The organism is Clostridium sp. Marseille-Q5894 (assembly GCF_946902305.1).
In the GTDB taxonomy this organism is placed as follows: Bacteria; Bacillota_I; Bacilli_A; order Erysipelotrichales; family Coprobacillaceae; genus Thomasclavelia.
This window is the reverse complement of the sequence record NZ_CAMPPT010000003.1, coordinates 217,959-243,505: the sequence shown is the minus strand read 5'-3', so window position 1 is coordinate 243,505 and position 25,547 is coordinate 217,959. Positions and strand designations below refer to the sequence as shown.

The following is a 25,547-nucleotide window of genomic DNA, read 5'->3' as shown; positions in this document are numbered from 1 at the left end:
AAGTTTATAGATATTAAAATACTTAATTATAAGGGGTGTTTAAATTGAAGAAAAAATCGGCAATATTATTTTATGTTTTTTCAGTCTTATTTTTAATTATAACTATATTTTTAACTGTTGATGGATTTATTGGATTATCTGAATCTGCAGCAGAGTATGGAGTATCTATGTTAGATGAATGGGTAACAGTTTTAAAAACATTACTTTCTACTTCTGGTGGATTTCTTGGCTTTGCAATACTATTTTTAGGAGTAGGTTTAGTTTTAAGTAAATTAGATAAATAGTAAATAAAATGTGATGATTGAATTAAGTTTATTCTTAAAAAATCATCTTTTTTATTATCCTGATTAATTATATAATATTACATTATCATTAGTTATGTTTTAGATGTTGTAATGAATAAATACTAGAAAATAAACATACTATATTCAATAAGTAATATGAAAGTAAATATTGGTAGTGTAAAATATCTTGTGTAAATTTGATTTTTAAAGTATAGAAAAAAGGTACATTTCCTTGTAAAATAAGTTCGCTAAAACATCTAACAAAAGGAGATATACCTATGAACTATTTTACTACATCTTTAATGAAAAATCTATTAACTAACGAAAACAATCTTCCTGCCTTCGAAGATGCCGTTTCTGAACTGTTTAGAAGCGAACTTGAAAAAGCTGTTAATGAAATCCTTGAACACGAATTAACTGTGTTCCTTGATTATGAGCGTTATCAACGTAGTGAGAACCATGATTATCGTAATGGTTCTTACTTACGTAAGTTTAATACTAAGTATGGAGTTCTTAACATTAATCTGCCTAGAAATCGTTTAGGTGAGTTTTACAGTATTCTTTTACCTAAATATCAATGACATGACCACAGTACTAATAAAACAATTATTGATTTATTCAATGCGGGATTGTCTAACAATGATATTTCTAGAATAGTTGAATCATTATGTGGCGCAACATATTTAAAACAAACTGTAAGTAATATTACAGACAAATGTATTGAAACAGTTGAAGCTTTCAAAAAACGTCCGTTATCTAAAGAATATGCGGTTGTTTATATTGATGCAACTTGTATGTCTCTTAGAAGAGATACAGTTGCCAGGGAAGCTATTCATATAGCTATTGGAATTACTGTTGAAGGCAGCAAAGAAATTCCAGGATATGAAATTGCACCAAATGAATCAGCAGAAGTGTGGAAATCACTTTTAAACAGCTTTAAACAACGTGGTTTAGAGCGTATTTCACTTATTTGTACTGATGGATTAAACGGTATGGAAAATGCCATTAATGAAACATTCCCACAAGCAAATATTCAAAGATGCGTTGTACATATTTCCAGAAATATCAGTGCAAAAGTCCGTGTAAAAGATCGTAGAGAAATCATACAAGACTTTAAAAATGTATATAGATCCAAAAACAAAGAATTAGCTTTAGAAGAACAAAATACATTTAAAGATAAGCGGCAAAGACGATATCCGCAGATCATCACTATGCCTGAAAGTAACCAACACTTGTTTACATTTTTTGGTTACCCACAAGAAGTTCGAAGCAGTATTTATACCACTAATCTCATTGAAGGTGTTTACAAACAAATCAAATGCAAGTTTAAATTGAAAGAACAGTTTCCAACTGAACAATCAATGGAAAAATACTTGGTTTCACAATTCAACCAATACAATGACAAATTCATGAATAGAATTCACAACGGATTTGGTTTAACAACTCGAGATCAATGGTTTAAAGATTAATTTATCAACGAACTAATTTTTCAAGGAATAGAATTTATACAAAATTCTTGACACTATCTAAATATTGCAAATAAAATTAATATTATACTATTTAATATTTATAGTTGAATAATAAAAAAGATGAAATTATGAATTAAAAAACTAAATTCAAATTTCATCTCTTTATTTTTTAATTATTAATTTTCAATTGCTAGTTTTATTGAGCCAGCGTGAGTCATTCCAATTGATAATTCAAATACTGTTTCTAAATAAACATAACCATCAGAAGAAACATTGTTTTCTGGTAAAACTAATCTATATGCTTGATTTGATATTGGATCAGAAGAAATATGATACCATAAATCTTTTTGAGGAATAAAGATATCACCATCTTTACTTGTAGCTAGATGTCTAAACCATAAGTTTGTATTTGAGCTTTCTATATTTATAATAACTTCAACAGAATTATCTGAAAGTTTTTTTGCATTAGCAGTAAAAAAGGCAACTTGAGCACTAATACATGGTGCGTATAGTCCGCGTTCGTTTAAAGAAAGGTAATCTCCATGATTTGCAGTACTATAATTATTGTAATCTACAGGTATTTTATAATCTTGTTGACAAATTACTGCATCTCCTCCTGCTGGAGTAATTGCAAATCTTAAATATACATAACCATCTGATGAAACGCTATCAGCACTAAGAGTAATTGAATGAACTCCTTCACTATGTGTATAATATGCAGTGTTTTTACTTGGAATAAAGTTTTCGCCACTTGCATCAGTAGCTAAATGTTCATAATATCCTCTGACAGTGTGCATTGTTTCATTAATAGTAAGAGTAACACTACCATCATTCTCACGGTGAGCCGATATACTGTGTTTGATTATAGATGCTGATACTCCATTTATTAAAACATCATCAGGATGAACAGTTGTAAATTTTGTTTGATCTACTTTAGTAGAAGCTGTAGTACTTGATTGTACTGTAGTCTTTTCTAATTGAGATGGTTGAGCAGCGCTAACACTAGTATAAGAACCCAAAAATAGCATCATTGAAAGCATGCATGCAATAACTTTTTTCATAAAATATTCTCCTTTTTGTTATAGTTTTAGTCATATGAGCATTACATAACTATAAAATAAAAAGAAGTACTAATTTTTAAAGTAAAAAAACATATTAAAATATAACATTATAATTATATAATATCTACACCCTTTCAAATAAAGTTATGTTCATCCCATTGTTATGTAAACGCTCTCACAACTAGTGTTATTGTAACATAAATTAAAATAAAAGAGCTAATTTAGTCAGATTTAGGCATAAAAATTTATTTTTTTATAGCGAGTTAATTATTTTTGTATATATGTAAATTATTTATAGCAATTTATTGGTTTTATAATATTTTATGTTAAGTTTAGACGAATTATTATTTTTTTATTGTTTGTTGTATAATAGTAAAAAGATTGAAAATATTAAATATTATGGTATTATATATGAGTTATAATAAGCTAACTTAAAAGATTGGAGTGTATAAATGGAAATATTAATTGAGCCAATTGAAGAATCATTGGTGGCATTACCGGTTTTATTTTTAGCATGTTTATTAGTTGAATATCTTTCCAACCGAGATGTTATTAATAAAGTGATGGAATTTGGTAAAGTTGGTCCTTTTATTGGATCGATATTAGGAAGTATTCCTCAATGTGGATTTTCTGTTATAGCCGCTAAACTATATTCTATGCGCTATCTTACTATGGGGACACTATTAGCTATTTTTATAGCAACTAGTGATGAAGCTCTTGCTATTTTAGCTATTCATCCTGATTTGTGGCAAATGCTAGTTTTATTAATTATTATAAAAATAATTCTTGGGACAGTAGTAGGACTAATAGTTGATCACATAAATCATAAAAATCGTGATAATTATGAATATTTACAAATTGAGCCATGTGATTGTGGTTGTCAAAATGGGATATTCATACCTGCGATAAAGCATACATTTAATATATTTATTTTTATCTTACTGACTAATGTTATTTTAACTGTTATTATAAGTGGAATTGGTGAAGAAAATTTAAGTAATTTATTACAAACAAATTGGTTTTTTCAACCAATTATTGCAGGAATAATTGGTTTTATCCCTAATTGTGCAGGATCGGTTATTTTAACACAATTATATGTAAGTGGTGGACTGGGTTTTGGTGCTTTACTTACTGGACTAACTACAAGTGCTGGGGTAGGAACTTTGGCACTATTGAGATATAATGAAGACAGAAAGAATTCACTTAAAATATTGCTTATCTCATATGTTGTGGCAATAGTAATTGGATATGTAATATCAATCATCATGATTTAGTAGTCAAAAAGTGACTACTTTTTTAGTATTATTATGTTATTTTAGGAAACAATAAATAAAAGTGCATATTAAATGAATATTTTAGTAATAAATATTATTATTAGATTATAAGGAGGATCTAACAATGAAAAAAGATGATGATTTAAAAAAAGTTGTATTGATAGGAACAGGTCTTGTTGGGATGTCAATGGCATATTCAGTGTTAAATACGGGAGGTATTGATGAATTAGTTTTAATAGATATTGATCAAGAAAAAGCAATTGGAGAAGCCATGGATATAAGTCATGGACTACCTTATAGTAAAAGCAGTTTAAAAGTAAAAGCAGGAGACTATGATGATTGTAAGAATGCTGATATTGTTGTTATAACAGCAGGCGCTGCTCAAAAGCCGGGACAGACAAGATTAGAACTGGCAAGTATTAATGCTAAAATCATGAAATCAATTACTCAATCAATCATGGCTACAGGATTTGATGGAATAATTATTGTTGCTAGTAATCCTGTGGACTTAATGAGTTATGTTGTACAAAGAGTATCCTATTTACCAGCTAATAGGGTAATTGGAAGTGGAACGATTTTAGATACCGCTAGACTTAGATACTTATTGAGTGAGTTTTTAAATATTTCTTCAACAAATATTCACGCTTATATTTTAGGAGAACATGGTGATTCATCATTTGTTCCATGGATGAATACTTATATTGGATGTAAAAGCATGATGGAATATATCGTTGAAATGAATATTGATATGAACCAGCTTCATAATATATATAAAGAGGTGCAACAAGCGGCATATGAGATCATTAAAAGAAAAAATGCAACCTATTATGGAATAGGGTTATCGTTAAATCGTTTGATCAGTGCAATATTTGGAGATGAAAATGCGATATTAACTGTTTCAGCATATCAGCAGGGGGAATATAATCAAGAGGGTCTATATATTGGTGTTCCAGCAATTATTAATAGACAAGGAATATCTAAAGTTATACCATTATCTTTAAATAATGTTGACCAGGAAAAATTTGATAAAAGCTGCGAAACATTAAAAGAAATGATTGATACTGAATTAGAAGCAATTATTAATAGTTAATGTTATAATAATTAGGAAAGCAGGTGGTAAAATGAAAAAGTTACTCAGTGTTTTCCTAATTTTATTTTTTATAGTAGGATGTAATCAGGAAAAACAAATAGATACAGTGATAAGCGATACTAATATTGTAAAGGAACAAAGAAATAGCTTTATAAAAGATTCAAGAGAAATTGTTATTGCTGAAGAAGAACCAGTAAATGAATCATTACCACAAGAAAATTTACCAATCGTAGGAAATAGTCGTTTAATTGTAATTGATGCTGGACATCAGCGTTATGGTAATAATGAACAAGAGCCAATTGGACCAGGTGCTAGTGAGACAAAAGCAAAAGTGACAAGCGGAGCAACAGGCGTTGTCACTGGAAAGTTAGAATCTTTAATAAATCTAGAAGTAGCATTTAAATTAAAAGATAAATTAGAAGCTAGCGGGTACCAAGTTATTATGGTTAGAACAAGTCAGGATGTTGACATGTCAAATAGTGAACGAGCAAAAATTGCTAATGAAAATAATGCTGGGGCTTTTATTCGGATCCATTGTAATAGTGACAGTTCAAGCGGAGCTAAAGGAGCTTTAACAATAGCACCATCTACTTCAAATCAATACTGTCATCAAATTGCCAATGCTTCACAAGCATTATCAAAAAGTGTTTTAAATAATATATGTAATGAAACTGGTGCTAAAAATCGTGGGGTTATGATTAGCGATACAATGAGTGGGATAAACTGGTGTCAAGTTCCAGTAACGATTGTGGAAATGGGATTTTTGTCTAACCCAGAGGAAGACCAGCTATTATCTGATAGTAATTATCAGGATAAAATTGTCACCGGAATAGTTAAGGGAATCAATGAGTATATGAATTAAAAGATTCGAAATGAATCTTTTTATTTATTCTTTTTGATAAAGATAATAATTGCCTGGGGAATAAATTTTAAAATTAAAATATTATAATTAATAACCCTATATTAATTATAAACTTATATAGTGTTATAAAGGTGAGATGATATGCAGGAATATGTGTAATAATAAGGGGTATGATGATTAATTATAAAGAATAATGTTTTTTTGATTTTTTACTAAAAATTATTTAGATTATATGCTAAAATATAACAATGTGAGGTGTTAACATGGAAGATTTTATTCGACCAAATCCAAAGCCTAAAAAAGTAGTAAAAAAGAGTCATTTTAAAGAGACAGTATTTATCGTCTTGATGATCATCTGTTTAGGAATTGGGTTTGTTTCAGGCTATATAGTAAAAAAGACAGATATAAGTTTTAATAATAATGGAACAGATACATCAGTATTAGATGAAGCATATGAAATTTTAAATGAATATTGGTATAATCCCAATGATACAGAAGTTGATATTGAAGGAAATTCGATTGCCGCATTAGTTAATTCCTTAGGTGATATACATTCATCTTATTTTACTTTTGAAGAATCTGTTGCTTTTAATCAAAGCGTTGAAGGAAACTTTGATGGCATAGGGGTTGCTTATATCGCTTTAGATAATGGAATTATTATTACTAAAGTATATCAAAACAGTCCAGCTAGTCAAAGTAACATTCTGGTAGGTGATACTATCACTAATGTTGATGGCACTAGTATTGCGAAAATGAGTGCTGATGAAGTAAAAGAACTCGTAAGAGGGCAGGCTGGTACTAATGTAAAATTAACTGTGATAAGAGATGGTAAAACTTTTGATGTTGATGTAAAACGTGGTAGTATAGAAACAGCGGTAAATGGTGAAATAAGAGAAGAAAATGGCAAGAAGTTTGGTTATATTGAAATCAGTACTTTTGGAACAACAACAGGTGAAGAAATTGAAAAAATCTTGCGTTCTTTTGTTGATGAACAGATAAGTAATTTAGTTATTGATTTACGTGGTAACGGCGGGGGTTATCTAGTTGCTGCCAATGATGTACTTGATCTTTTTGTTGATGAGGGTAAAACAATTTATCAGATGAAAGAGAAAAATGGGGCTATTCAAAAAACTAAAGCAGGCGATGGAAATAAATATAATTTTGCTAATAATTATATTTTAGTAGATGGTGAGACTGCGTCGGCATCAGAAGTTGTTGCTGGAACATTACAAGAGTTATGTGATTTTAAGCTGATTGGAACTCAAACATATGGAAAAGGTACAGCTCAAACACAAAAACAATTAAGTGATGGCTCTGTTTTGAAATATACTTATGCTAGATGGATGCTGCCAAGTGGAACATGGATCAATGGAAAAGGATTGACACCAGATTATTTAGTTGAAAATATTGATATTAGTGATATTTCGACCAAGGCTATTGATCAGAGTTTAAGCTATGATTGTGTTGATGATCGTGTTTTAACGATGCAAAAAGGGTTAAAAATATTAGGTTATGATTGTAAAAGAGAAGACGGTTATTTTTCTAGTGATACAGTTGAAAGTCTAAAACAGTTTGAAAGTGCTAATAATTTAACCGTAGATGGCATCTATGATGATAATGACAAGAATGTATTAATAAGTAAAATATTGATTTATATCAATGATATAAGTAATGATAATCAGTATAAAAAATTATTAGAGATAATGGGATAATAATGTAGTTGAGATAAGGGGCTGTAACGAATGAATAGTTTTTGGCTATTCATTCGCTTTTTTTATGTCCCGTTTTTAATTTCTCCTCATTCATAACAAAAAAATATCCAAATATTTATTTACTTGGATACTTTCAGGTATTTTTGACGCACTTAAAAAGAACTAGCTTTCTTTTTTTTTAAAATTTCTAGCTTATTGATTTTTTTTCTTCGTATTCTTTGTTTTTTTGTTTATATCTGTGATATTTCCTCAGATTATGTCCTATTCCGACTAACAGTATCTCTTCTTTTACACCATTTTCTCCCCTCCGTCGTAATCTTCCATATCCCTGATTTGTTTTTATATCACCAAATGTTCCTTCTGTTTCACTGCTTCTCTTATTTATTAGTTTTTTTCCTTCTTCGCTTTCCAGATTCTCTCTGACCTCTTTTTGATATTCCTCTAACTGGTAGTTATGATTAATTGTTCGTCCTGATTTTGATTTTGTACATCTGCTTCTTAGTGGACACCCTTCACAGTTTTTATTTCTAAACAGAAAATTTAATTTCTCATAATCACTTCGTTCATCAATTGTGACTTTTTCTAATTCAAATTCATGTCCTGCCGGACATATGAATCCTCCTTCTTCTGTCCTTTTCATATGGTTTTTTTTAAATCTGTTTTTATCATTTGTTTTTTCTTTCTCTTTGTAATATCCACTATATTTCATATACAACTCGATATTATGTTCTTTACAGTATGCATAATTTTCATAACTTCCGTATCCTGCATCAGCCGGTGTTTTCTTAGGATAACATCCATATGCTTCATAATATTTTTCCATAAATGGTATATATGTATTTATATCATTACCGTCACTGCTGATATAAATATTTCTAATTATTCCATCGCTCACGCCTATTTGGATATTATATCCCGGTTTAAATACATTTGTATGATTATAATAATCATATTTCATATGCATAAAGGTTGCATCAGGATCTGTCTTGGAAAAACTGTTCCTTTCTCCCAGAATGTCCATATGAATTGTATATTCAAACATCTTCATCGCGTGTTCTTTTAATTCATCATATAATTTTTGAATATCACTTCTTCTTTTGCCCCTGCCATGTACAAAATCAATATCTTCATCTTTCATGTATTCTTCTATCCTATCACTGATATTCAATAAATAATCGATACTTGGCTCTTTTAGTAATGAATATCTTAGATTGATATTATTTTTCTTAAAATATCTATTGATTCTGTCAATACACTGATTAGTCTTTTTCCAGCGTTTAGTTCTGTTTCTGATCGTATTAGCACGCCAAACAAAAGTATTTTTATTAGCATTAGCTTCATATTTAGTCCCGTCGATACATAGGACATCAGTATTGATATTCATCTTTTTTACAATATACCTGTTGATTTCATAAAAAATATCATCGATAGACATCTTTAAATCATCATTGATGAATCTTTGGAAAGCCATATGGCTGGGACACTGATTCTTAGCGATAAACATATATCTAATATCAGTTTTACAAAGACGTTCAAGGCGTCTGGTAGAAGCATAGCCGTATTCAGCTTTAGCAAGCAGAACTAAAACGAACATCATAAAGGAATCATAACCATGTGTATTTCTGTGAGAGAAGTCGACATACTTATTTATATTTACCTCCCGAGCGACTTCTAAAACAGTTCTACAAATATCATCATGGGGAACATCTTTTTCAAAAGAAAAAGAAAAATCCAGTAGCAAATAAGATTGAAATGAGTTATAATTTGAAGTGTTAATATTAATATTTGACATGAAAATATTATACCAAAAAAACGCTCGCTTGAGCGCTTTTTTTGTTTTATGAAGCTGTAAAATAATTATTTACTCGTTACAGCCCCTTTTTGAGTTAGAAAAATATTATATAATCATATGATGAGTTATGTTTTTTATTGTCATGGGTATAATTCTTTTAACTTGGTTGTTTTCTTGATATAATAGAAAAGACTTATAGGAGGTGGATAAATGCATCAATTTAAATTAGTTTCTCCCTTTAAACCCATGGGAGATCAGATAGAAGCAATTGAACAATTAGTAGCTGGTGTAAAGGCTGGGAAAAAGGAACAGGTTTTATTAGGAGGAACAGGAACAGGAAAAACTTTTACTGTTTCTAATGTTATTGCTGCAGTTAATAAACCGACGCTCGTTTTAGCTCACAATAAAACATTGGCTGGACAATTGTATTCCGAATTAAAAGAATTTTTTCCAGAAAATAGAGTTGAATATTTTATTTCCAACTTCGATTTTTATCAGCCTGAAGCATATATTCCAGGAAGAGATCTATACATTGACAAAAATGCTAAAACTAACTATGAAATTGAAATGCTTAGAAGTGCTGCGATGAATTCATTAATTGAACGAGAAGATGTTATTGTAGTAGCATCAGTAGCCTCAATATACGGTCTTGGTAATCCTGAACAATATAAAGAAATGATTTTTGCTTTACGTGTTGATCAGGATATTGATCGTAAAGAACTATTAACATATTTAGTTGATCGTCAATATCAGCGTAATGATATTGAACAAACTAAAGGTACTTTTAGGGTTCGTGGTGATGTAATTGAAATTGTTCCTGGTCATAGTGAAAATTATTTAATTAGAATAGAATTATTTGGCGATACTGTGGAAAGAATAACAGAGGTTGATCCTTTAACCGGACATGTTTTAGCTGCTTATAATACATATACGATCTATCCTGCTTATGGTTATGTTACCAAAAAGGAACAAATCTTAAGAGCTTGTGATACTATTAGTGCTGAATTAGAAACACGATTAGAAGAATTTAAAGCTGAAACTAAGTTATTAGAATTAGAACGTTTAGAACAAAGAACACGGCATGATGTTGAGATGTTAAAAGAGGTAGGCATGTGTCCAGGAATTGAAAATTATTCTCGTCATATCGATGGACGTAAAGCTGGACAAAGACCATATACTTTAATTGATTATTTTCCTAAAGATTTTTTAATGATCGTTGATGAAAGTCATGTTATGTTACCTCAAGTAAGAGGAATGTATAATGGTGACCGTTCGCGTAAAGAAACTCTTGTTGAGTATGGTTTTAGATTGCCCAGTGCTTTAGATAATCGTCCGTTAAGGTTTGAAGAATTTGAAAAAATAATTAATCAAGTAATTTATGTTTCTGCAACACCTGGTGATTATGAGTTAGAACATGTAAATAATCAGGTCGTTCAGCAGATTATTCGACCAACAGGTTTACTTGATCCAAAAATTGAAGTTCGACCTACTAAAGATCAAATTGATGACATTATCAATGAAATCAAAATTCGTCAAGATAAAAATGAACGTGTATTAATTACAACATTGACAAAAAGAATGGCTGAAGATCTTAGTGCTTATTTAAAAGAACTAGGAATTAAGGTTGCTTATTTGCATAGTGATACTAAAACATTAGAGAGAACAGAAATTTTAAGAGATTTGCGACTAGGTAAATATGATGTTTTAGTAGGGATCAATTTACTTAGAGAAGGGCTTGACTTACCGGAAGTAAGTTTGGTCTGTATTCTTGATGCTGATAAAGAAGGTTTTTTAAGAAGTAACCGTTCATTGATTCAAACTATTGGTCGAGCTGCTCGTAATAGTAATGGTGAAGTAATTATGTATGGTGATAAAATTACCGAATCGATGGCATATGCAATTGAAGAAACTAATCGTCGTCGCAAAATTCAAGATGCTTATAATAAAGAACACAATATTATTCCTACAACGATCCATAAAGAAATTCGTGATGCAATACGTGGTCAAGAAGTTATTGATGATGCTGCAAGCCTTGTAAAAAAAGGACGTAAAGCAAATAAGAAAGATAAGCAGGCAATGATTCATGAACTAGAAAAACAGATGAAAGATGCTGCGAAAGTGTTAGACTTTGAAAGAGCCATGGAACTAAGAGATATCATATTGGAGCTTCAAGGTGAAAAATAAATATCAATTTGATTATCCCGTAAATGAAATTTTTAAGGATATTGAAAGCTTAAATGGTCGTGCTTTTCTTGTCGGAGGAATAGTTCGTGATATGCTGCTTTATGGAAAAGTTGATTATCATGATGTTGATGTTGAAATATATGGTTTGACGATTGAACAATTAGAAAATATTTTGAATAAATATGGTGAAGTAAATTGTGTAGGTAAGTCATTTGGAATTTTAAAATTAGATTGTTTGACAAATTATGATTTTGCACTTCCTAGAACAGAAAAAAAAGTAGGTAAATATCATCAAGATTTCAAAGTTGAAGTCAACAAAGATTTAGATTTTAAAGTGGCTTCTTCAAGGCGTGATCTGACGATCAATGCGTTAATGTATGAAGTGAAAACAGGTAAAATTTATGATTTTTATCATGGTCTTGATGATTTAAAACGAAGAACTTTGAAAATGGTAGATCGAAAAACCTTTCCTGAAGATCCCCTTCGGGTCTTAAGGATAGCCCAGTTTGCATCTAGGTTTGATTTTTATATTGAGCCAGAAACTAAAAAAATATGTAAAGAAATGGTAAAAAAAGGATTACTAGAAAATTTAAGCAATGAAAGAGTGTTTCAAGAATACAACAAATTACTTTTAAGTAATCATCCATCAATTGGATTATCTTTTCTAAAAGAAATAAATGCACTATTTCCATGCTTAGACGTATTGTCAAGAACAATGCAGCGTTTAGATTATCACCCTGAAGGAGATGTATGGCGTCATACTTTATTAGTAACAGATTTAGCTGCGCTGTGCTGTCAAAAGACAGGTAATCCTTTAGGTTTTATGTGGGGAGCTTTACTTCATGATATTGGCAAACCTCTTGTCACCACGAAAGAAGGTCATGCCCCAAAACATAATGAGGCTGGAGTAAAAGTTTTTAATGAGCAATTAAAAGCGTTTATTCCTGATAAAAAACTACAGCGTTATATTAAAACAATTATTTATTATCATATGCATTTAATGAATATCGTTAGAAATGGTGCTAAAGATTACAGTTATTTAAAAATTTTAAAAGAAATTGACGGAATTATTAGAATAGAAGACTTAATTTTAATAACAAAATGTGATAAACTAGGTAGATACAAAGATGAACATGAAAGTATTAATAATTTTGATCTTGTGATGAAGGAAAAAATGGCTCGATTAGGAAAGACAGCAAAAAAACCATTAGTTAATGGAAATGATTTAAAAAGCTTAGGAATCAAAGAGTCATCGAAATATCGTGAACTGTTAGATTGGGCATATGATCTTCAGTTAAGAGGTCATGATAAACCAGCAATTTTAAGGATGATAAAAGGTAGGTAGATTATGGAAAATGATAAATTAGTTATTAAAGGCGCCAGAGAAAATAATTTAAAAAATATTAATATCGAAATACCAAAAAACAAATTAGTTATTATGACAGGATTATCAGGTTCAGGTAAAACTTCTTTGGCATTTGATACTATTTATGCAGAAGGGCAACGACGTTATGTAGAATCATTAAGTGCATATGCGAGACAATTTTTAGGAAATATGGAAAAACCAGACGTTGATAGCATTGAAGGATTATCACCAGCTATTGCTATTGATCAAAAAACGACTTCAAATAATCCTCGTTCTACAGTTGGGACTGTTACGGAGATATTTGATTATTTGAGGCTGTTGTATGCACGAATTGGAAAAGCTTATTGTCCTGAACATCATACTATAATTGAATCGCAAACTATTAAACAAATGGCAGATACTATTGCTAAATATCCTGATGGTAGTAAATTACAAGTATTAGCTCGGTTGGTAAAAAATCAAAAGGGAACATTTAAGGATCTGTTTGAGGAATTATTGAAAGATGGTTATATTAGGGTTCAAGTTGATGGTGAAGTCAAACTATTAGATGAAGGTATTGATTTAGATAAGAATAAGAAGCATAATATTGATGTAGTAATTGATCGAATTGTAAAAAAAGAAGGTTTTCGTAGTCGTTTGATTGATTCGTTAGAAGTTGGATTAAAACTTACTGGTGGTGAAGTAATTGTTTCTAATTTAAGTGATGGGAGTGAAGCACTGTTTTCGGAACATCTAGCATGTCCAATTTGTGGTTTTAGTGTCCCAAAATTAGAACCACGATTATTTTCATTTAATAATCCATTAGGTGCTTGTCCTGATTGTCGAGGATTAGGAATCAAAAATGAAGTAGATGATGATTTGTTGATCCCTGATTGGAATTTGAGTATTAATCAAGGGGGATTGCGTTATTTTAAAACTTCAGTAGGAACTGATAGGGTTGAATGGCAAAGATTTTTAGTTTTGTGTAAAACATATAAGATTGATTTAGATAAACCATTAAAAGATTTTACAAAAAAAGAATTAAAGATTATTTTAGATGGTTCAGATAAACCAATATCATATCAGATCGTTTCTAGTAGTGGTAATGTATCAAAGACAACAAAACCTATTGAAGGTGTAAAAACTTTAATAAAAAGAAGATTTGAAGAAACCACTTCATCTTGGTCAAAAGAGTGGTATGCTTCATTTATGGCAGAACATACATGTCCTACTTGTAAAGGAAGAAGATTAAATGATCAAGTATTAAGTGTTCGCGTTGGTGGTTTAAATATTAGTGAATTTACCGACATGTCGATTAAAAGAGCGTTACAATTTATTGATGAACTTAAACTTAGTGAATATGAAGAAAAAATTGCTCATTTAGTCCTAAAAGAAATAAAAGATCGTTTAGGCTTTTTAAATGATGTAGGATTAGGTTATTTAACTTTGTCAAGAAAGGCTGGTGGTCTTTCTGGTGGCGAAGCACAGCGAATCAGACTGGCAACGCAAATTGGTTCAAGATTAACTGGGGTGTTATATGTATTAGATGAACCTTCAATTGGATTACATCAACGTGATAATGATAAATTGATTGCGACCTTACAAAATATTCGTGATCTAGGTAATAGTGTTTTAGTTGTTGAACATGATGAAGATACAATGCGCGCAAGTGATTTTATTGTTGATATTGGACCAGGTGCTGGAGTTCATGGCGGACAGGTTATTGTAGCCGGAACACCTGAAGAAGTGATGGACTGTAAGGCATCGATTACGGGGCAGTACTTATCAGGACGGTTGAAAATAGATGTTCCTAAGAAACGCCGTAAAGGCAATGGGAACTTTATCCAAATCAAAGGGGCCCAAGAAAATAATTTAAAAAATATCAATGTTAAGTTTCCGCTTGGCTGTATGTCTGTAGTAACAGGTGTTTCTGGTAGTGGTAAGAGTACTTTAGTTAATGAAATCATGGGCAAAGCGATGCGTGCAAAAATATACCACGCTAAAGAAAAACCAGGCAAACATAAAGCAATTTTAGGTTTAGAAAATATAGATAAAGTTATCGAAGTGAGCCAAGATCCAATTGGAAGAACACCACGTTCTAATCCAGTTACTTATACAGGAGTCTTTGATGACATTCGCGATTTGTTTGCGCAAACAAATGAAGCTAAAATGCGTGGCTATGATAAAGGACGTTTCAGTTTCAATGTCAAAGGTGGACGTTGTGAAGCTTGTCAAGGTGATGGACTAAAACGTATCTCAATGCATTTTTTACCTGATGTTTATGTTCCGTGTGAACAATGTGGAGGAAAAAGATATAATGAGGAAACTTTACAAGTAACGTATAAAGAAAAAAATATTTATGATGTTTTAGAAATGACGATCGAAGATGCCGTAGAATTTTTTGGGAATCTACCTAAGATAAAAGCTAAATTACAGACTTTACAAGATGTTGGTTTAGGATATATTAAATTAGGGCAAAGTGCGACTACTTTATCTGGTGGGGAAGCTCAAAGAGTCAAATTAGCGAGTGAATTACAAAAAAAAGCGACAGGTAAAACAGTATATATTCTTGATGAACCAACAACAGGATTACATAGCAACGATGTTTCAAGATTGATCGATGTATTACAAAGAATTGTTGATCAAGGAGATTCAGTTATTATAATCGAACATAATTTGGATGTTATTAAAGTAGCTGATTATATTGTTGATTTAGGACCTGAAGGCGGTGACGGTGGTGGAACAGTTGTAGTAGCTGGAACACCAGAAAAAGTTGCTAAATGTGAAGAAAGTTATACTGGAAGTTTTTTAAAGAGAATGTTGTAGGGAGGATGTAAGAATGCCAAAATCAATTACAATTGGTGAAATATTAAATAAAGAGCATTATGTTCAAGTTACCGGTAATGAAAAGGCTCTGGAAAGACCGATTTATGTTGCTGAAATAAATCGACCAGGATTTGAATTAGCTGGTTTTTTTAAGCATAGTGATTTTCGAAGAATAATTATTTTTGGTGATAAAGAATCAGCTTTTATCAATGAAATGTCTGAAGAAAGACAGCGCGAAATTTTTCCTTTTTTAATTAATGAAGAAGTTCCTTGCATTATTATTGCTAAAGGAAATGAATGTCCACCTATCTTAATAGAGATTGCAAAACAAAAAGATTTCCCAATATTTGTAACTGAAGCAGCGACAGGAAGAGTATCGATTGAATTAACTAATAAACTTGACGAAGCTTTGGCTCCCGAAACTTTAATTCATGGAGTATTTTTAAATATTTATGGAAAAGGAGTTATTATTAAAGGTGATAGTGGTATTGGAAAATCAGAAATTGCTTTGGAATTAGTGAAAAGGGGACATTTATTAGTTGCTGATGATGCTGTAGAATTATATCATTTAGGCCAAAATATTGTTGGTAAGGCACCGGAAGTATTAACTAACTTATTAGAAATTCGCGGTATCGGAGTTATTGATGTTTCAAAGATGTTTGGAATTAGTTCGATTTTAGACAAAGATACAGTTGATTTAATAATCCAATTAGACCGATGGGTTCCATCTCGTGAATATACTCGAGTTGGTGTTGAAGAAAATGATTCAACTGAAGAAATTTTAGGAGTGAAGATTCCTAAAATCGTTGTTCCCGTATCAAGTGGTCGTAGTATGTCAGTAATTATTGAAGCTGCTGTAATGAACATGCGCTTACGCGAATACGGCGTAGATTCTAGTAAAGAATTTGTTGATCGGATTTTAAAGAATATTAATAAAAATAAGGAGTAAAATATGACATTTTTTCCTGATGGCAAAACATTTGTTCAAATTGGTTCTTTTTCAATTGCCTGGTATGCAATTTGTATTATTGCAGGTGCTATTATTGCTTATAAAATAGGTCAATATAATTTTAAGAAAATGGGTTTTGATAGAGAAGTTTTATCTGATTATTTTTATGGATTAATGATCATTGGTATAATTGGAGCAAGAATTTGGTATGTAATCTTCATGTGGAATGAATTGTATGCAAATGATCCTCTTGAAATCATAATGTTTAGACATGGTGGGCTTGCAATTCAAGGAGGTATACTGGCGGGTTTGCTATTTAGCTGGTGGTATTTCAAGAAACATAAAATTGATTTTTTGATTGCTGGTGATGCGATCATGCCAGGCGTATTAATTGCTCAAGCTTTAGGACGCTGGGGAAATTTCTTTAACCAGGAAGCTTTTGGTGGTGCTGTGAGTTTAGATTTTTTAAAATCGTTACATCTTCCAGAGTTTATTATTAATGGTATGTATATAAACGGACAATATTATCATCCAACTTTTTTATATGAATCTATCGTAAATATAATTGGTTTTTTTGTCATTTATTTTTTGATACGTAAAATTCAGACTAAACAGGGAGAACAGTTTTTTAGTTATTTTATTTGGTATGGGTTCTTTAGATTTTTTATCGAAGGATTAAGAACAGACAGTTTGTATTTTATGGGATTAAAAACAGCCCAATTAGTCTCAATTGTTTTTGTGTTAGTTGGTATTACAGGTTATGTATATTGTAAAAAAACTGGAAAATCAGCAATAAAGGCATGACAAGATAATAGAAATGGATAATTGATAGAGATCATGGCTGATCAACTATGATTTTCTATCAATTTTTATTTTTAATTATAAAAAATAAGTTAAGAAATTTGACTTTATTTTGTTGACATTAAGAGGATATGATGATTATTATATTTATAATGGGTTTGTAAAGATGTTTATCTAGAATGGGGGACAGTATGAAAACGAGAGTATTTAGTATTTTGCAAAGAATAGGTCGTAGTTTTATGCTTCCAATTGCAGTATTACCGATTGCCGGATTATTTTCAGGAATAGGAAGCTCATTAACCAATGAGACGACAATTGCTTCATTACATTTAGAAGCAATTTTAGGGAAAGGTACTTTTTTAAATGACTTTCTAGTAATTTTAACTAAAGTGGGCAGTGGCATTTTTAATAATTTACCATTAATATTTGCTGCAGCAGTTGCCTTAGGAATGGCAAAAAAAGCCAAGGAGGTTGCAGTTCTTTCGGCAATTATTGCTTTTTTTGTAATGCATACTACGATAAATGGGATGCTAACATTGAATGAAATCATTCTTGATGATCAAATCATTGATTCTACTGTTTTGAACGGGACGATAACGTCAGTTTGTGGTATGCTATCACTAGAAATGGGGGTTTTTGGTGGAATTATTGTTGGATTGGGAGTTAGTTTTTTACATAATAAATTCTACAACATAGAATTTCCCAGTGTATTGTCTTTTTTTGAAGGTGAGCGATTCATTCCTATTATTTCGACAATAGTTTTTTTATTTGTTGGTATACTTATGTTTTATCTATGGCCATTTATCCAAAACTCCATATATGTCTTAGGAAAATTTGTTTCTACATCTGGATACTTTGGTACTTTTATTTATGGTGTTATTAAACGACTTTTAGTTCCTTTTGGATTACATCATGTTTTTTATTTGCCATTCTGGCAAACGGCTATAGGTGGATCAATGGTAGTTAATGGGGTTTTAGTACATGGTGGTCAAAATATTTTCTTTGCTCAATTAGCTGATCCTAATACTATCCATTTTAGTAGTGAAGCGACTAAATATTTTACTGGCGAGTTTATATTTATGATATTTGGCTTACCGGGGGCTGCATTGGCAATGTATCACTGTGCAAAGCCAGAGTCTAAAAAAGCGATAGGAAGTTTATTATTATCGGCTACCTTGACAAGTATTTTAACTGGAATCACGGAACCGATTGAATTTTCATTTTTATTTGCAGCACCTTTACTTTTTGGAATTCAGGTATTGTTAGCTGGAAGTGCTTATATGATAGCACATATGTTTAATATTGCGATTGGGTTAACTTTTTCAGGAGGATTAATTGATTTTATTACTTTTGGTGTGCTCCAGGGAAACAGTAAAACAAATTGGATGTTAATAATTCCAATTGGAATAGTATATTTTTTAGTATATTATTTTAGTTTTAAATATTTAATTAAGAAATATGATTTAAAAACACCAGGTAGAGATGAAAATAATAAATTATCTATTTTTAAGAAATATAAGATTGGTGATAATAAACCTATAAATAATGTTGAAATTGATAAACAGTCACAACTTATTGTTAGGGGATTAGGAGGAAGAGATAATTTTGCGGAGATAGATTGTTGCATTACAAGATTACGGGCTACGATTGTAGATAGTGAAAAGTTAAACGAAGGTTTGTTGAAACAATCAGGAGCTGCAGCTATAGTTGTACAAGGTAAGGGAATTCAGATAATATATGGTCCTAAAGCTTCATCAATAAAGAGCAAATTAGATGAATATTTATTAAATGTACCAGTTGAATTAGATGATTATCAACAAGAAATAGTGTATAATCAGTCATATATAGAATTGGGCAATGTTGTAGATGGTGAGGTTTTGCCAATAGAAGATTCTTGTGATCAAATTTTTTCACATAAACTTTTAGGTGATGGGGTAATGATCAAACCTTTTCATGGTTTGATTGTATCTCCTTGTGATGGTGTTATAACAATGGTATACCCAACCAAACATGCTATTGGATTGGGATTGGATAATGGATGTGAATTACTTTTACATTTTGGAACAGATACGGTTAAATTAAACGGAGTTGGATTTGAAGTTCTTGTTAAATTAAATCAAAGAGTAAAAAAAGGAGATTTATTGTGGAATGCAGATATAGAATATATAAAGTCAAATTCAACGAGCGAAAATATCTTGTTGGTAATTACAAAAATGGAAGGTAATTATAATATTGAAAAAAAATATGGCGAAATAAAAAGAGGGGTTACTATTTTAAAGATAAGTTATTAATTAAGCGAGGGAAGAGAAATATGTATAAGGTCATAAAGGTATTGAATAATAATACTATTTTAGCTACTAATGGAAGTGAAGAGGCTATTATAATGTATAAAGGTATTGGTTTTGCAAAAAAAGTAAATGAGCATTTTGAAATACCCAGAAATGCAAAGAAGTATCTTATGCAAAAAGGATTTAATGCCAAGAAAAAATCTGATGAAATAATGGAATATATTGATCCGATTTTTCTAGAAGTAGCCTCTGAAATAATAAAGCTTGCAGTTCAAAAATTTGAGAAATTTAATAACGATATTTTATTACCTTTAGCAGATCATATTTATTTTGCAATAAAAAGAATGGAAGAGAATATTATGCCATCAAATCCATTTATTAATGATATAAGACTGCTATTTCCAGATGAATATGAAGTGGCGTTAAAAGGTAAAGAGGTAATTAAAAAGTATACATCTAAAGTAATTAATGATGATGAGGTGGGGTTTATAACATTGCATATTCATTCAGCAATTTCCTCTAATCAAGTAGCTGAATCAATGGAAGCAACACGAGTTATTCATGAGGGAATTGTTAAATTACAAAAAGATTTGAATATTGTAATTGATGTTCAATCAATCTCATATGTACGATTAATGAATCATATTAAGTTTTTGATTTTAAGAGTCAATTCTAATGAAAAACTTCAAATGGATATAAGTGAATTTACTAAAGATAAATTTCCTTTTGCATATGAACAAGCTTGTAATATGTGTGATGCCTTATCTAAAGTACTAAAAAAAGAATTACCAGATACAGAAGTTGGATATCTAGCGTTACATTTAGAAAGAATATTATCAAGTATTTATTAATATTTAGATGATCATAAAATGATTTGATCAAAAAAGTTAGCTTAAATATTGCTAACTTTTTATGTTTTATGATCATTTTATATTATTAAATTAAAAATAATTTTTATTATTAATTTTTTGAAATAAAAATTAATAACGATAGAATCTGAATAATTTATGTGTTAAAAACGATTATTAATGACGAATAGTTAATGTTTTTATCAATGATGGAAATCAATTCTTGACAGAGTGTAATTATAAATGATATTATTATTACATAAACTGAATACTTTATAGTGTGTAACTGTTAGGCAGGCATTAACTATTTTTTAGAGGAGGTTTTTTTGCGTTTTATAAATAATAAAAATGATAATCTCTTTAGGATAGTTGTGCTTGTTTTTTTACATTACTAAGTATTTAAAAGAAAGGGAGGAAAAATATAATGGTAGGAATTATTCTTGCTAGTCATGGGGACTTTGCTACTGGAATCATGCAATCAGGATCTATGATTTTCGGTGAACAAGCGAATGTCAAAGCTGTAACGCTACAACCAAGCGAAGGACCAAATGACCTTAGAGCAAAAATGGAAAAAGCAATTGCCACTTTTGATAATCAAGATGAAGTATTATTCTTGGTTGATCTATGGGGTGGAACTCCATTTAATCAAGCTAATGGTTTGATTGATGGACATGAAGACAAATGGGCAATCGTAACAGGTTTAAATTTACCAATGTTGATTGAAACATATGCTTCACGCTTATCTATGGAAACTGCTCATGAAATTGCTACACATATTACAAGTGTGGCTAGAGAAGGAGTTAAGACTCGTCCAGAATCATTAGAACCTGAAAAACCAAAAGCAGCACCAGCAGCTAATACACAATCTCAAGGTGCTATTCCAGAAGGAACTGTAATTGGTGATGGAAAAATCAAATATGTTTTGGCACGTGTTGATACTCGTTTATTACATGGACAAGTTGCTACAACTTGGACAAAAATGACACAACCAAATCGTATTATTGTTGTATCAGATTCTGTAGCACGTGATGAATTACGTAAGAAGATGATTGAACAAGCAGCTCCACCAGGAGTTAAGGCTCACGTTGTGCCTGTTGACAAAATGATCAAGGTCGCTAAAGATCCACGTTTTGGTAATACTAAAGCAATGTTATTATTCGAAACTCCACAAGATGCATTACGTGCAATTGAAGGTGGAGTAGACATTAAAGAATTGAATATTGGTTCAATGGCTCACTCAATCGGAAAAGTTGTTGTTAACAAAGCGATTGCAATGGGTAAAGAAGATGTAGAAACTATTGAAAAAATCAAAGCAAAAGGTATTACATTTAATGTACGTAAAGTACCAACAGATTCAAATGAAAATATTGATGCACTTCTTAAAAAAGCAAAAGCTGAATTAGCAAATGCTTAAAATTGAAATAAACAGGAGGGTTTGTAATGAATATTATTACAATAATTTTAATTATTATAGTTGCCCTATTGGCTGGTATGGAAGGGGTAGTAGATGAATTCCAATTCCATCAACCAATAGTTGCGTGTACTTTAATTGGATTAGTAAGTGGGCATTTAACTGAAGGTGTTATGTTAGGTGGATCACTTCAAATGATAGCTCTAGGATGGGCTAACGTTGGTGCCGCTGTTGCACCAGATGCTGCATTAGCTTCTGTAGCATCAGCAATTATCATGGTATTAGGATTACAAGGTGGAAGTACTAATGTACAAACAGCTATTTCTACTGCAATTGCAGTTGCTATTCCACTATCAGTAGCAGGATTATTCTTAACAATGATCTGCCGTACTATTGCAATTCCAATGGTACACTTCATGGATGCAGCTGCTGAAAAAGGAAATATGCATGCAATTGATATGTGGCAAATTTTAGCAATCTTATTACAAGGTATTCGTATCGCAATTCCTGCTGCATTATTATGTGTAGTTCCAGCTGAAACTGTAACTAATGCATTAAACCAAATGCCAGCATGGTTATCTGGTGGTATGACAGTAGGTGGAGGAATGGTTGCCGCTGTAGGTTATGCAATGGTAATCAACATGATGTCTACTAAAGAAACTTGGCCATTCTTTGCTTTAGGTTTCGTATTAGCAGCAATTGGTGAATTAACATTGATCGCTTTAGGTGCAATCGGTGTTGCTTTAGCACTTGTTTACTTAGGATTAAAAGAAAACGGTGGATCTAACGGAGGCGGAACTGGTTCTGGTGATCCATTAGGTGATATTTTAAATGATTATTAAAATCTTGAAGGAGGAAAGAAACAATGGCAGAAAAAATTAAATTAACTAAAAAAGATCGTATGTCAGTTGCTTGGCGTCATCAGTTCCTTCAAGGTTCTTGGAACTATGAACGTATGCAAAATGGTGGTTGGTGTTATTCAATTATCCCAGCTATTAAAAGATTATATCCAAATAAAGATGATCGTATTGCAGCATTAAAAAGACACATGGAATTCTACAATACACATCCTTATGTATCAGCTCCAGTTATGGGGGTTACATTAGCATTAGAAGAAGAACGTGCTAATGGTATTGATATCAATGACCAAGCTATTCAAGGGGTTAAAGTTGGTATGATGGGACCTCTTGCAGGGGTTGGGGATCCAGTATTCTGGTTCACTCTTCGTCCAATTTTAGGAGCTTTAGGTGCTTCTCTTGCATTAAGCGGAAATGTAGTTGGTCCTTTATTATTCTTCTTTGTATGGAATATTATTCGTGTTGCTTTCTTATGGTATACACAAGAATTCGGATACAAAGTTGGTACTTCAATCGCACAAGATTTATCAGGTGGTTTACTTGGTAAAATTACTGAAGGTGCATCTATTCTTGGTATGTTCATCATCGGTGCGTTAGTACAACGTTGGGTAAGTATTTCATTTACACCAATTGTCTCTACTGTAACTCAATCTGAAGGTGCATATATTGATTGGAGCACTATCAAAGATGGAGCTGAAGGAATTAAATCTGCATTAGAACAATATAGTTCTTTAGGTGCAACTGGTTTAAATGTTGAAAAAGTTACTACTTTACAACAAAACTTAGATCAACTTATTCCTGGATTAGCAGCTTTATTATTAACTTTATTATGCTGCTGGTTATTGAAAAAGAAAGTTTCACCAATCGTTATTATCATAGCTTTATTTATCGTAGGTATTCTTGCTCGTCTTGCTGGAGTAATGTAATATATAAAAAGTTTGATAAAAATAAACTGTAGAGGAGGAAGTCAATGGTACAATCTTTAAATACCAAGGTGGATTTTACAATCAAAGCAACTTCATATTTGGGTCTTGCTAATTATGGTAAGATTATGATAGGAGATAAAGCATTTGAATTCTATAATGAAAAAAATGTTAAAGATTATATCCAAATCCCATGGAAAGAAGTTAACTACGTGATGGCCTCTGTTATGTTTAAAGGAAAATGGATTCCTCGCTTTGCAGTTGTTACGAAGAATAATGGCAATTTTATATTTTCATCTCGTGATAATAAAGCATTGTTACGAGCAGTTAATAAATATATTGCTTCGGAGAAATTAGTTCGTTCATTAAGCTTTTTCCAAGTTATTAAACGTGGAATCAAAGCACTCTTTACTAGAAAAAAACATAAATAGACTCTGGATTCAGAGTCTATTTATTTATAATAAAGCATAATAATATATCTGTCATAAAAATTATGTTATACTATATAAAAATCTCAATAATTAATATATGGGTAAAGCGTATATTTAAGGGTATCATAAATTTAGATTAAAATAATTATTTTATTATAGAAGGAGTGTGTTAGAATGATTGATTTAATAATTATTGGAGCTGGTCCAGCAGGATTAAGTGCTTGTTTATATGCTTCACGAGCTGGTTTGGAAGTGTTGATGTTAGATGCAGGAGCTCCTGGAGGAAAATTGAATGTTAGTGCGGAAATTGAAAATTGGCCTGGTCAAAAAAAGAAAACAGGACCTGAATTAGCTTATGAAATGTATGAACACGCCCTATCTTTTGGGGGAAAACAAGAGTATGGTGAAGTACTTAAAATCGTTGATCATCAAAATTATAAGGAAGTTATTACAAATGATAAAACATATCAATCTAAAGCTGTTTTGATTGCAACAGGAACGAAAGAAAGAAAAATGGGAATACCATTAGAAGAAGAATTGACAGGGCATGGAGTTTCTTATTGTGCTGTTTGTGATGGACCATTTTTTAAAGGAGATGATGTAGCGGTTATTGGGGGCGGTAATTCAGCCTTAGAAGAAGCTATCTATCTAACAAAGTTTGCTAATCGTGTTCATTTAATTGTTCGACGTGATGTTTTTCGGGCAGATAAGATTATTCAAAATCATGTTTTTAACAATGATAGAATTGAAATTCATTTTTTAAAGAAACCACATCATTTAATTGCTAAAGATAATAAAGTTGATAAATTAGTATTAGAAGATAGTAAAACAGGGGAACTTAGCGAATTGGCAGTGAAAGCAGTTTTTCCATTTGTTGGATTAGATCCAGTCACTGAATTTATAAGAGATTTAGGAATTACCGATGATAATGGCTATATTATTACTGATGAAACAATGCAAACTAAAATAACAGGTCTTTATGCAGCTGGAGATGTTAGAAAAAAAATATTGCGGCAGGTTGTTACAGCTACCAATGATGGAGCTATTGCTGGACAGCAAATTGCCAATTATATTGAATCGATAGATTAAATATCCAGATACTGGATATTTTTATTTTGTTTGATAATTTACTCTAGAAAG

The 25,547-nt window shown here is 31.1% G+C and carries 19 protein-coding genes and 1 pseudogene; 18 read left to right on the top strand and 2 right to left on the bottom strand.

The window, feature by feature from the left end; translation table 11 throughout:
- The first annotated feature begins 44 nt into the window (after positions 1-44).
- Positions 45-284 (top strand): hypothetical protein, encoded by a 240-nt coding sequence (locus OC535_RS06735; protein ID WP_227052083.1) that lies wholly within the window; start codon positions 45-47, stop codon positions 282-284.
- A gap of 278 nt (positions 285-562) precedes the next feature.
- Positions 563-1,753, top strand: a pseudogene (locus OC535_RS06730) (IS256 family transposase).
- A 176-nt stretch (positions 1,754-1,929) separates the two neighbouring features.
- Here OC535_RS06730 and OC535_RS06725 read toward each other — a convergent pair.
- On the bottom strand, positions 1,930-2,814 hold the full coding sequence (locus OC535_RS06725; protein WP_227052082.1) for a hypothetical protein: 885 nt from the start codon (positions 2,812-2,814) through the stop codon (positions 1,930-1,932).
- Positions 2,815-3,266: 452 nt separating this feature from the next.
- Between OC535_RS06725 and OC535_RS06720 the strand changes: the two genes are divergently transcribed.
- From OC535_RS06720 to OC535_RS06705, 4 genes are all read left to right on the top strand, one after another.
- Positions 3,267-4,088 carry a putative manganese transporter gene (locus OC535_RS06720; RefSeq protein ID WP_498823457.1) on the top strand — a complete coding sequence of 274 codons (822 nt, stop codon included), beginning with the start codon at positions 3,267-3,269 and terminating at the stop codon, positions 4,086-4,088.
- Positions 4,089-4,212: 124 nt separating this feature from the next.
- Positions 4,213-5,178, top strand: a complete 966-nt coding sequence (locus tag OC535_RS06715) for an L-lactate dehydrogenase (RefSeq protein ID WP_227052079.1) — start codon at positions 4,213-4,215, stop codon at positions 5,176-5,178.
- Positions 5,179-5,209: 31 nt separating this feature from the next.
- On the top strand, positions 5,210-6,040 hold the full coding sequence (locus OC535_RS06710; RefSeq protein WP_498823456.1) for an N-acetylmuramoyl-L-alanine amidase family protein: 831 nt from the start codon (positions 5,210-5,212) through the stop codon (positions 6,038-6,040).
- Between the two features lie 263 nt (positions 6,041-6,303).
- Entirely contained in the window at positions 6,304-7,752 is a 1,449-nt protein-coding gene (locus tag OC535_RS06705) for a S41 family peptidase (protein WP_227052076.1), read from the top strand.
- Between the two features lie 187 nt (positions 7,753-7,939).
- On the opposite strand, the gene OC535_RS06700 is transcribed toward OC535_RS06705, so the two are convergent.
- On the bottom strand, positions 7,940-9,544 hold the full coding sequence (locus tag OC535_RS06700) for an IS1182 family transposase (protein ID WP_498823154.1): 1,605 nt from the start codon (positions 9,542-9,544) through the stop codon (positions 7,940-7,942).
- Between the two features lie 210 nt (positions 9,545-9,754).
- Between OC535_RS06700 and uvrB the strand changes: the two genes are divergently transcribed.
- The 12 genes from uvrB to trxB all read left to right on the top strand — a co-directional run bounded on the left by uvrB (position 9,755) and on the right by trxB (position 25,496).
- Positions 9,755-11,728 carry an excinuclease ABC subunit UvrB gene (gene uvrB, locus OC535_RS06695; RefSeq protein WP_024721406.1) on the top strand — a complete coding sequence of 658 codons (1,974 nt, stop codon included), beginning with the start codon at positions 9,755-9,757 and terminating at the stop codon, positions 11,726-11,728.
- Entirely contained in the window at positions 11,718-13,073 is a 1,356-nt protein-coding gene (locus OC535_RS06690; protein ID WP_227052072.1) for a CCA tRNA nucleotidyltransferase, read from the top strand. Before uvrB ends, OC535_RS06690 begins: the two co-directional genes overlap by 11 nt.
- Positions 13,074-13,076: 3 nt before the next feature.
- Positions 13,077-15,899: an excinuclease ABC subunit UvrA gene (gene uvrA / locus OC535_RS06685; RefSeq protein ID WP_498823455.1), complete on the top strand. Its 2,823-nt coding sequence runs from the start codon at positions 13,077-13,079 to the stop codon at positions 15,897-15,899.
- Between the two features lie 13 nt (positions 15,900-15,912).
- A complete protein-coding gene (gene hprK / locus OC535_RS06680; protein WP_024721403.1) occupies positions 15,913-16,848 on the top strand; it encodes an HPr(Ser) kinase/phosphatase in 936 nt (311 codons plus the stop codon).
- A 3-nt stretch (positions 16,849-16,851) separates the two neighbouring features.
- Positions 16,852-17,652, top strand: a complete 801-nt coding sequence (lgt, locus tag OC535_RS06675; RefSeq protein ID WP_498823454.1) for a prolipoprotein diacylglyceryl transferase — start codon at positions 16,852-16,854, stop codon at positions 17,650-17,652.
- Between the two features lie 188 nt (positions 17,653-17,840).
- On the top strand, positions 17,841-19,940 hold the full coding sequence (locus tag OC535_RS06670) for a PTS sugar transporter subunit IIABC (protein ID WP_227052066.1): 2,100 nt from the start codon (positions 17,841-17,843) through the stop codon (positions 19,938-19,940).
- A 20-nt stretch (positions 19,941-19,960) separates the two neighbouring features.
- Positions 19,961-20,788: a PRD domain-containing protein gene (locus OC535_RS06665; RefSeq protein WP_498823453.1), complete on the top strand. Its 828-nt coding sequence runs from the start codon at positions 19,961-19,963 to the stop codon at positions 20,786-20,788.
- 421 nt (positions 20,789-21,209) lie between these two features.
- The gene (locus OC535_RS06660) at positions 21,210-22,199 is read left to right on the top strand and encodes a mannose/fructose/sorbose PTS transporter subunit IIA (protein WP_024721400.1); all 990 of its coding nucleotides are present in this window, start codon (positions 21,210-21,212) and stop codon (positions 22,197-22,199) included.
- A gap of 26 nt (positions 22,200-22,225) precedes the next feature.
- Positions 22,226-23,038 carry a PTS mannose/fructose/sorbose transporter subunit IIC gene (locus OC535_RS06655; protein ID WP_227052065.1) on the top strand — a complete coding sequence of 271 codons (813 nt, stop codon included), beginning with the start codon at positions 22,226-22,228 and terminating at the stop codon, positions 23,036-23,038.
- 23 nt (positions 23,039-23,061) lie between these two features.
- Positions 23,062-23,979 (top strand): PTS system mannose/fructose/sorbose family transporter subunit IID, encoded by a 918-nt coding sequence (locus tag OC535_RS06650; RefSeq protein ID WP_498823452.1) that lies wholly within the window; start codon positions 23,062-23,064, stop codon positions 23,977-23,979.
- Between the two features lie 44 nt (positions 23,980-24,023).
- On the top strand, positions 24,024-24,407 hold the full coding sequence (locus OC535_RS06645; RefSeq protein ID WP_024721397.1) for a DUF956 family protein: 384 nt from the start codon (positions 24,024-24,026) through the stop codon (positions 24,405-24,407).
- A gap of 174 nt (positions 24,408-24,581) precedes the next feature.
- Positions 24,582-25,496 (top strand): thioredoxin-disulfide reductase, encoded by a 915-nt coding sequence (trxB, locus tag OC535_RS06640; protein ID WP_498823451.1) that lies wholly within the window; start codon positions 24,582-24,584, stop codon positions 25,494-25,496.
- The last annotated feature ends 51 nt before the right edge of the window (positions 25,497-25,547 follow it).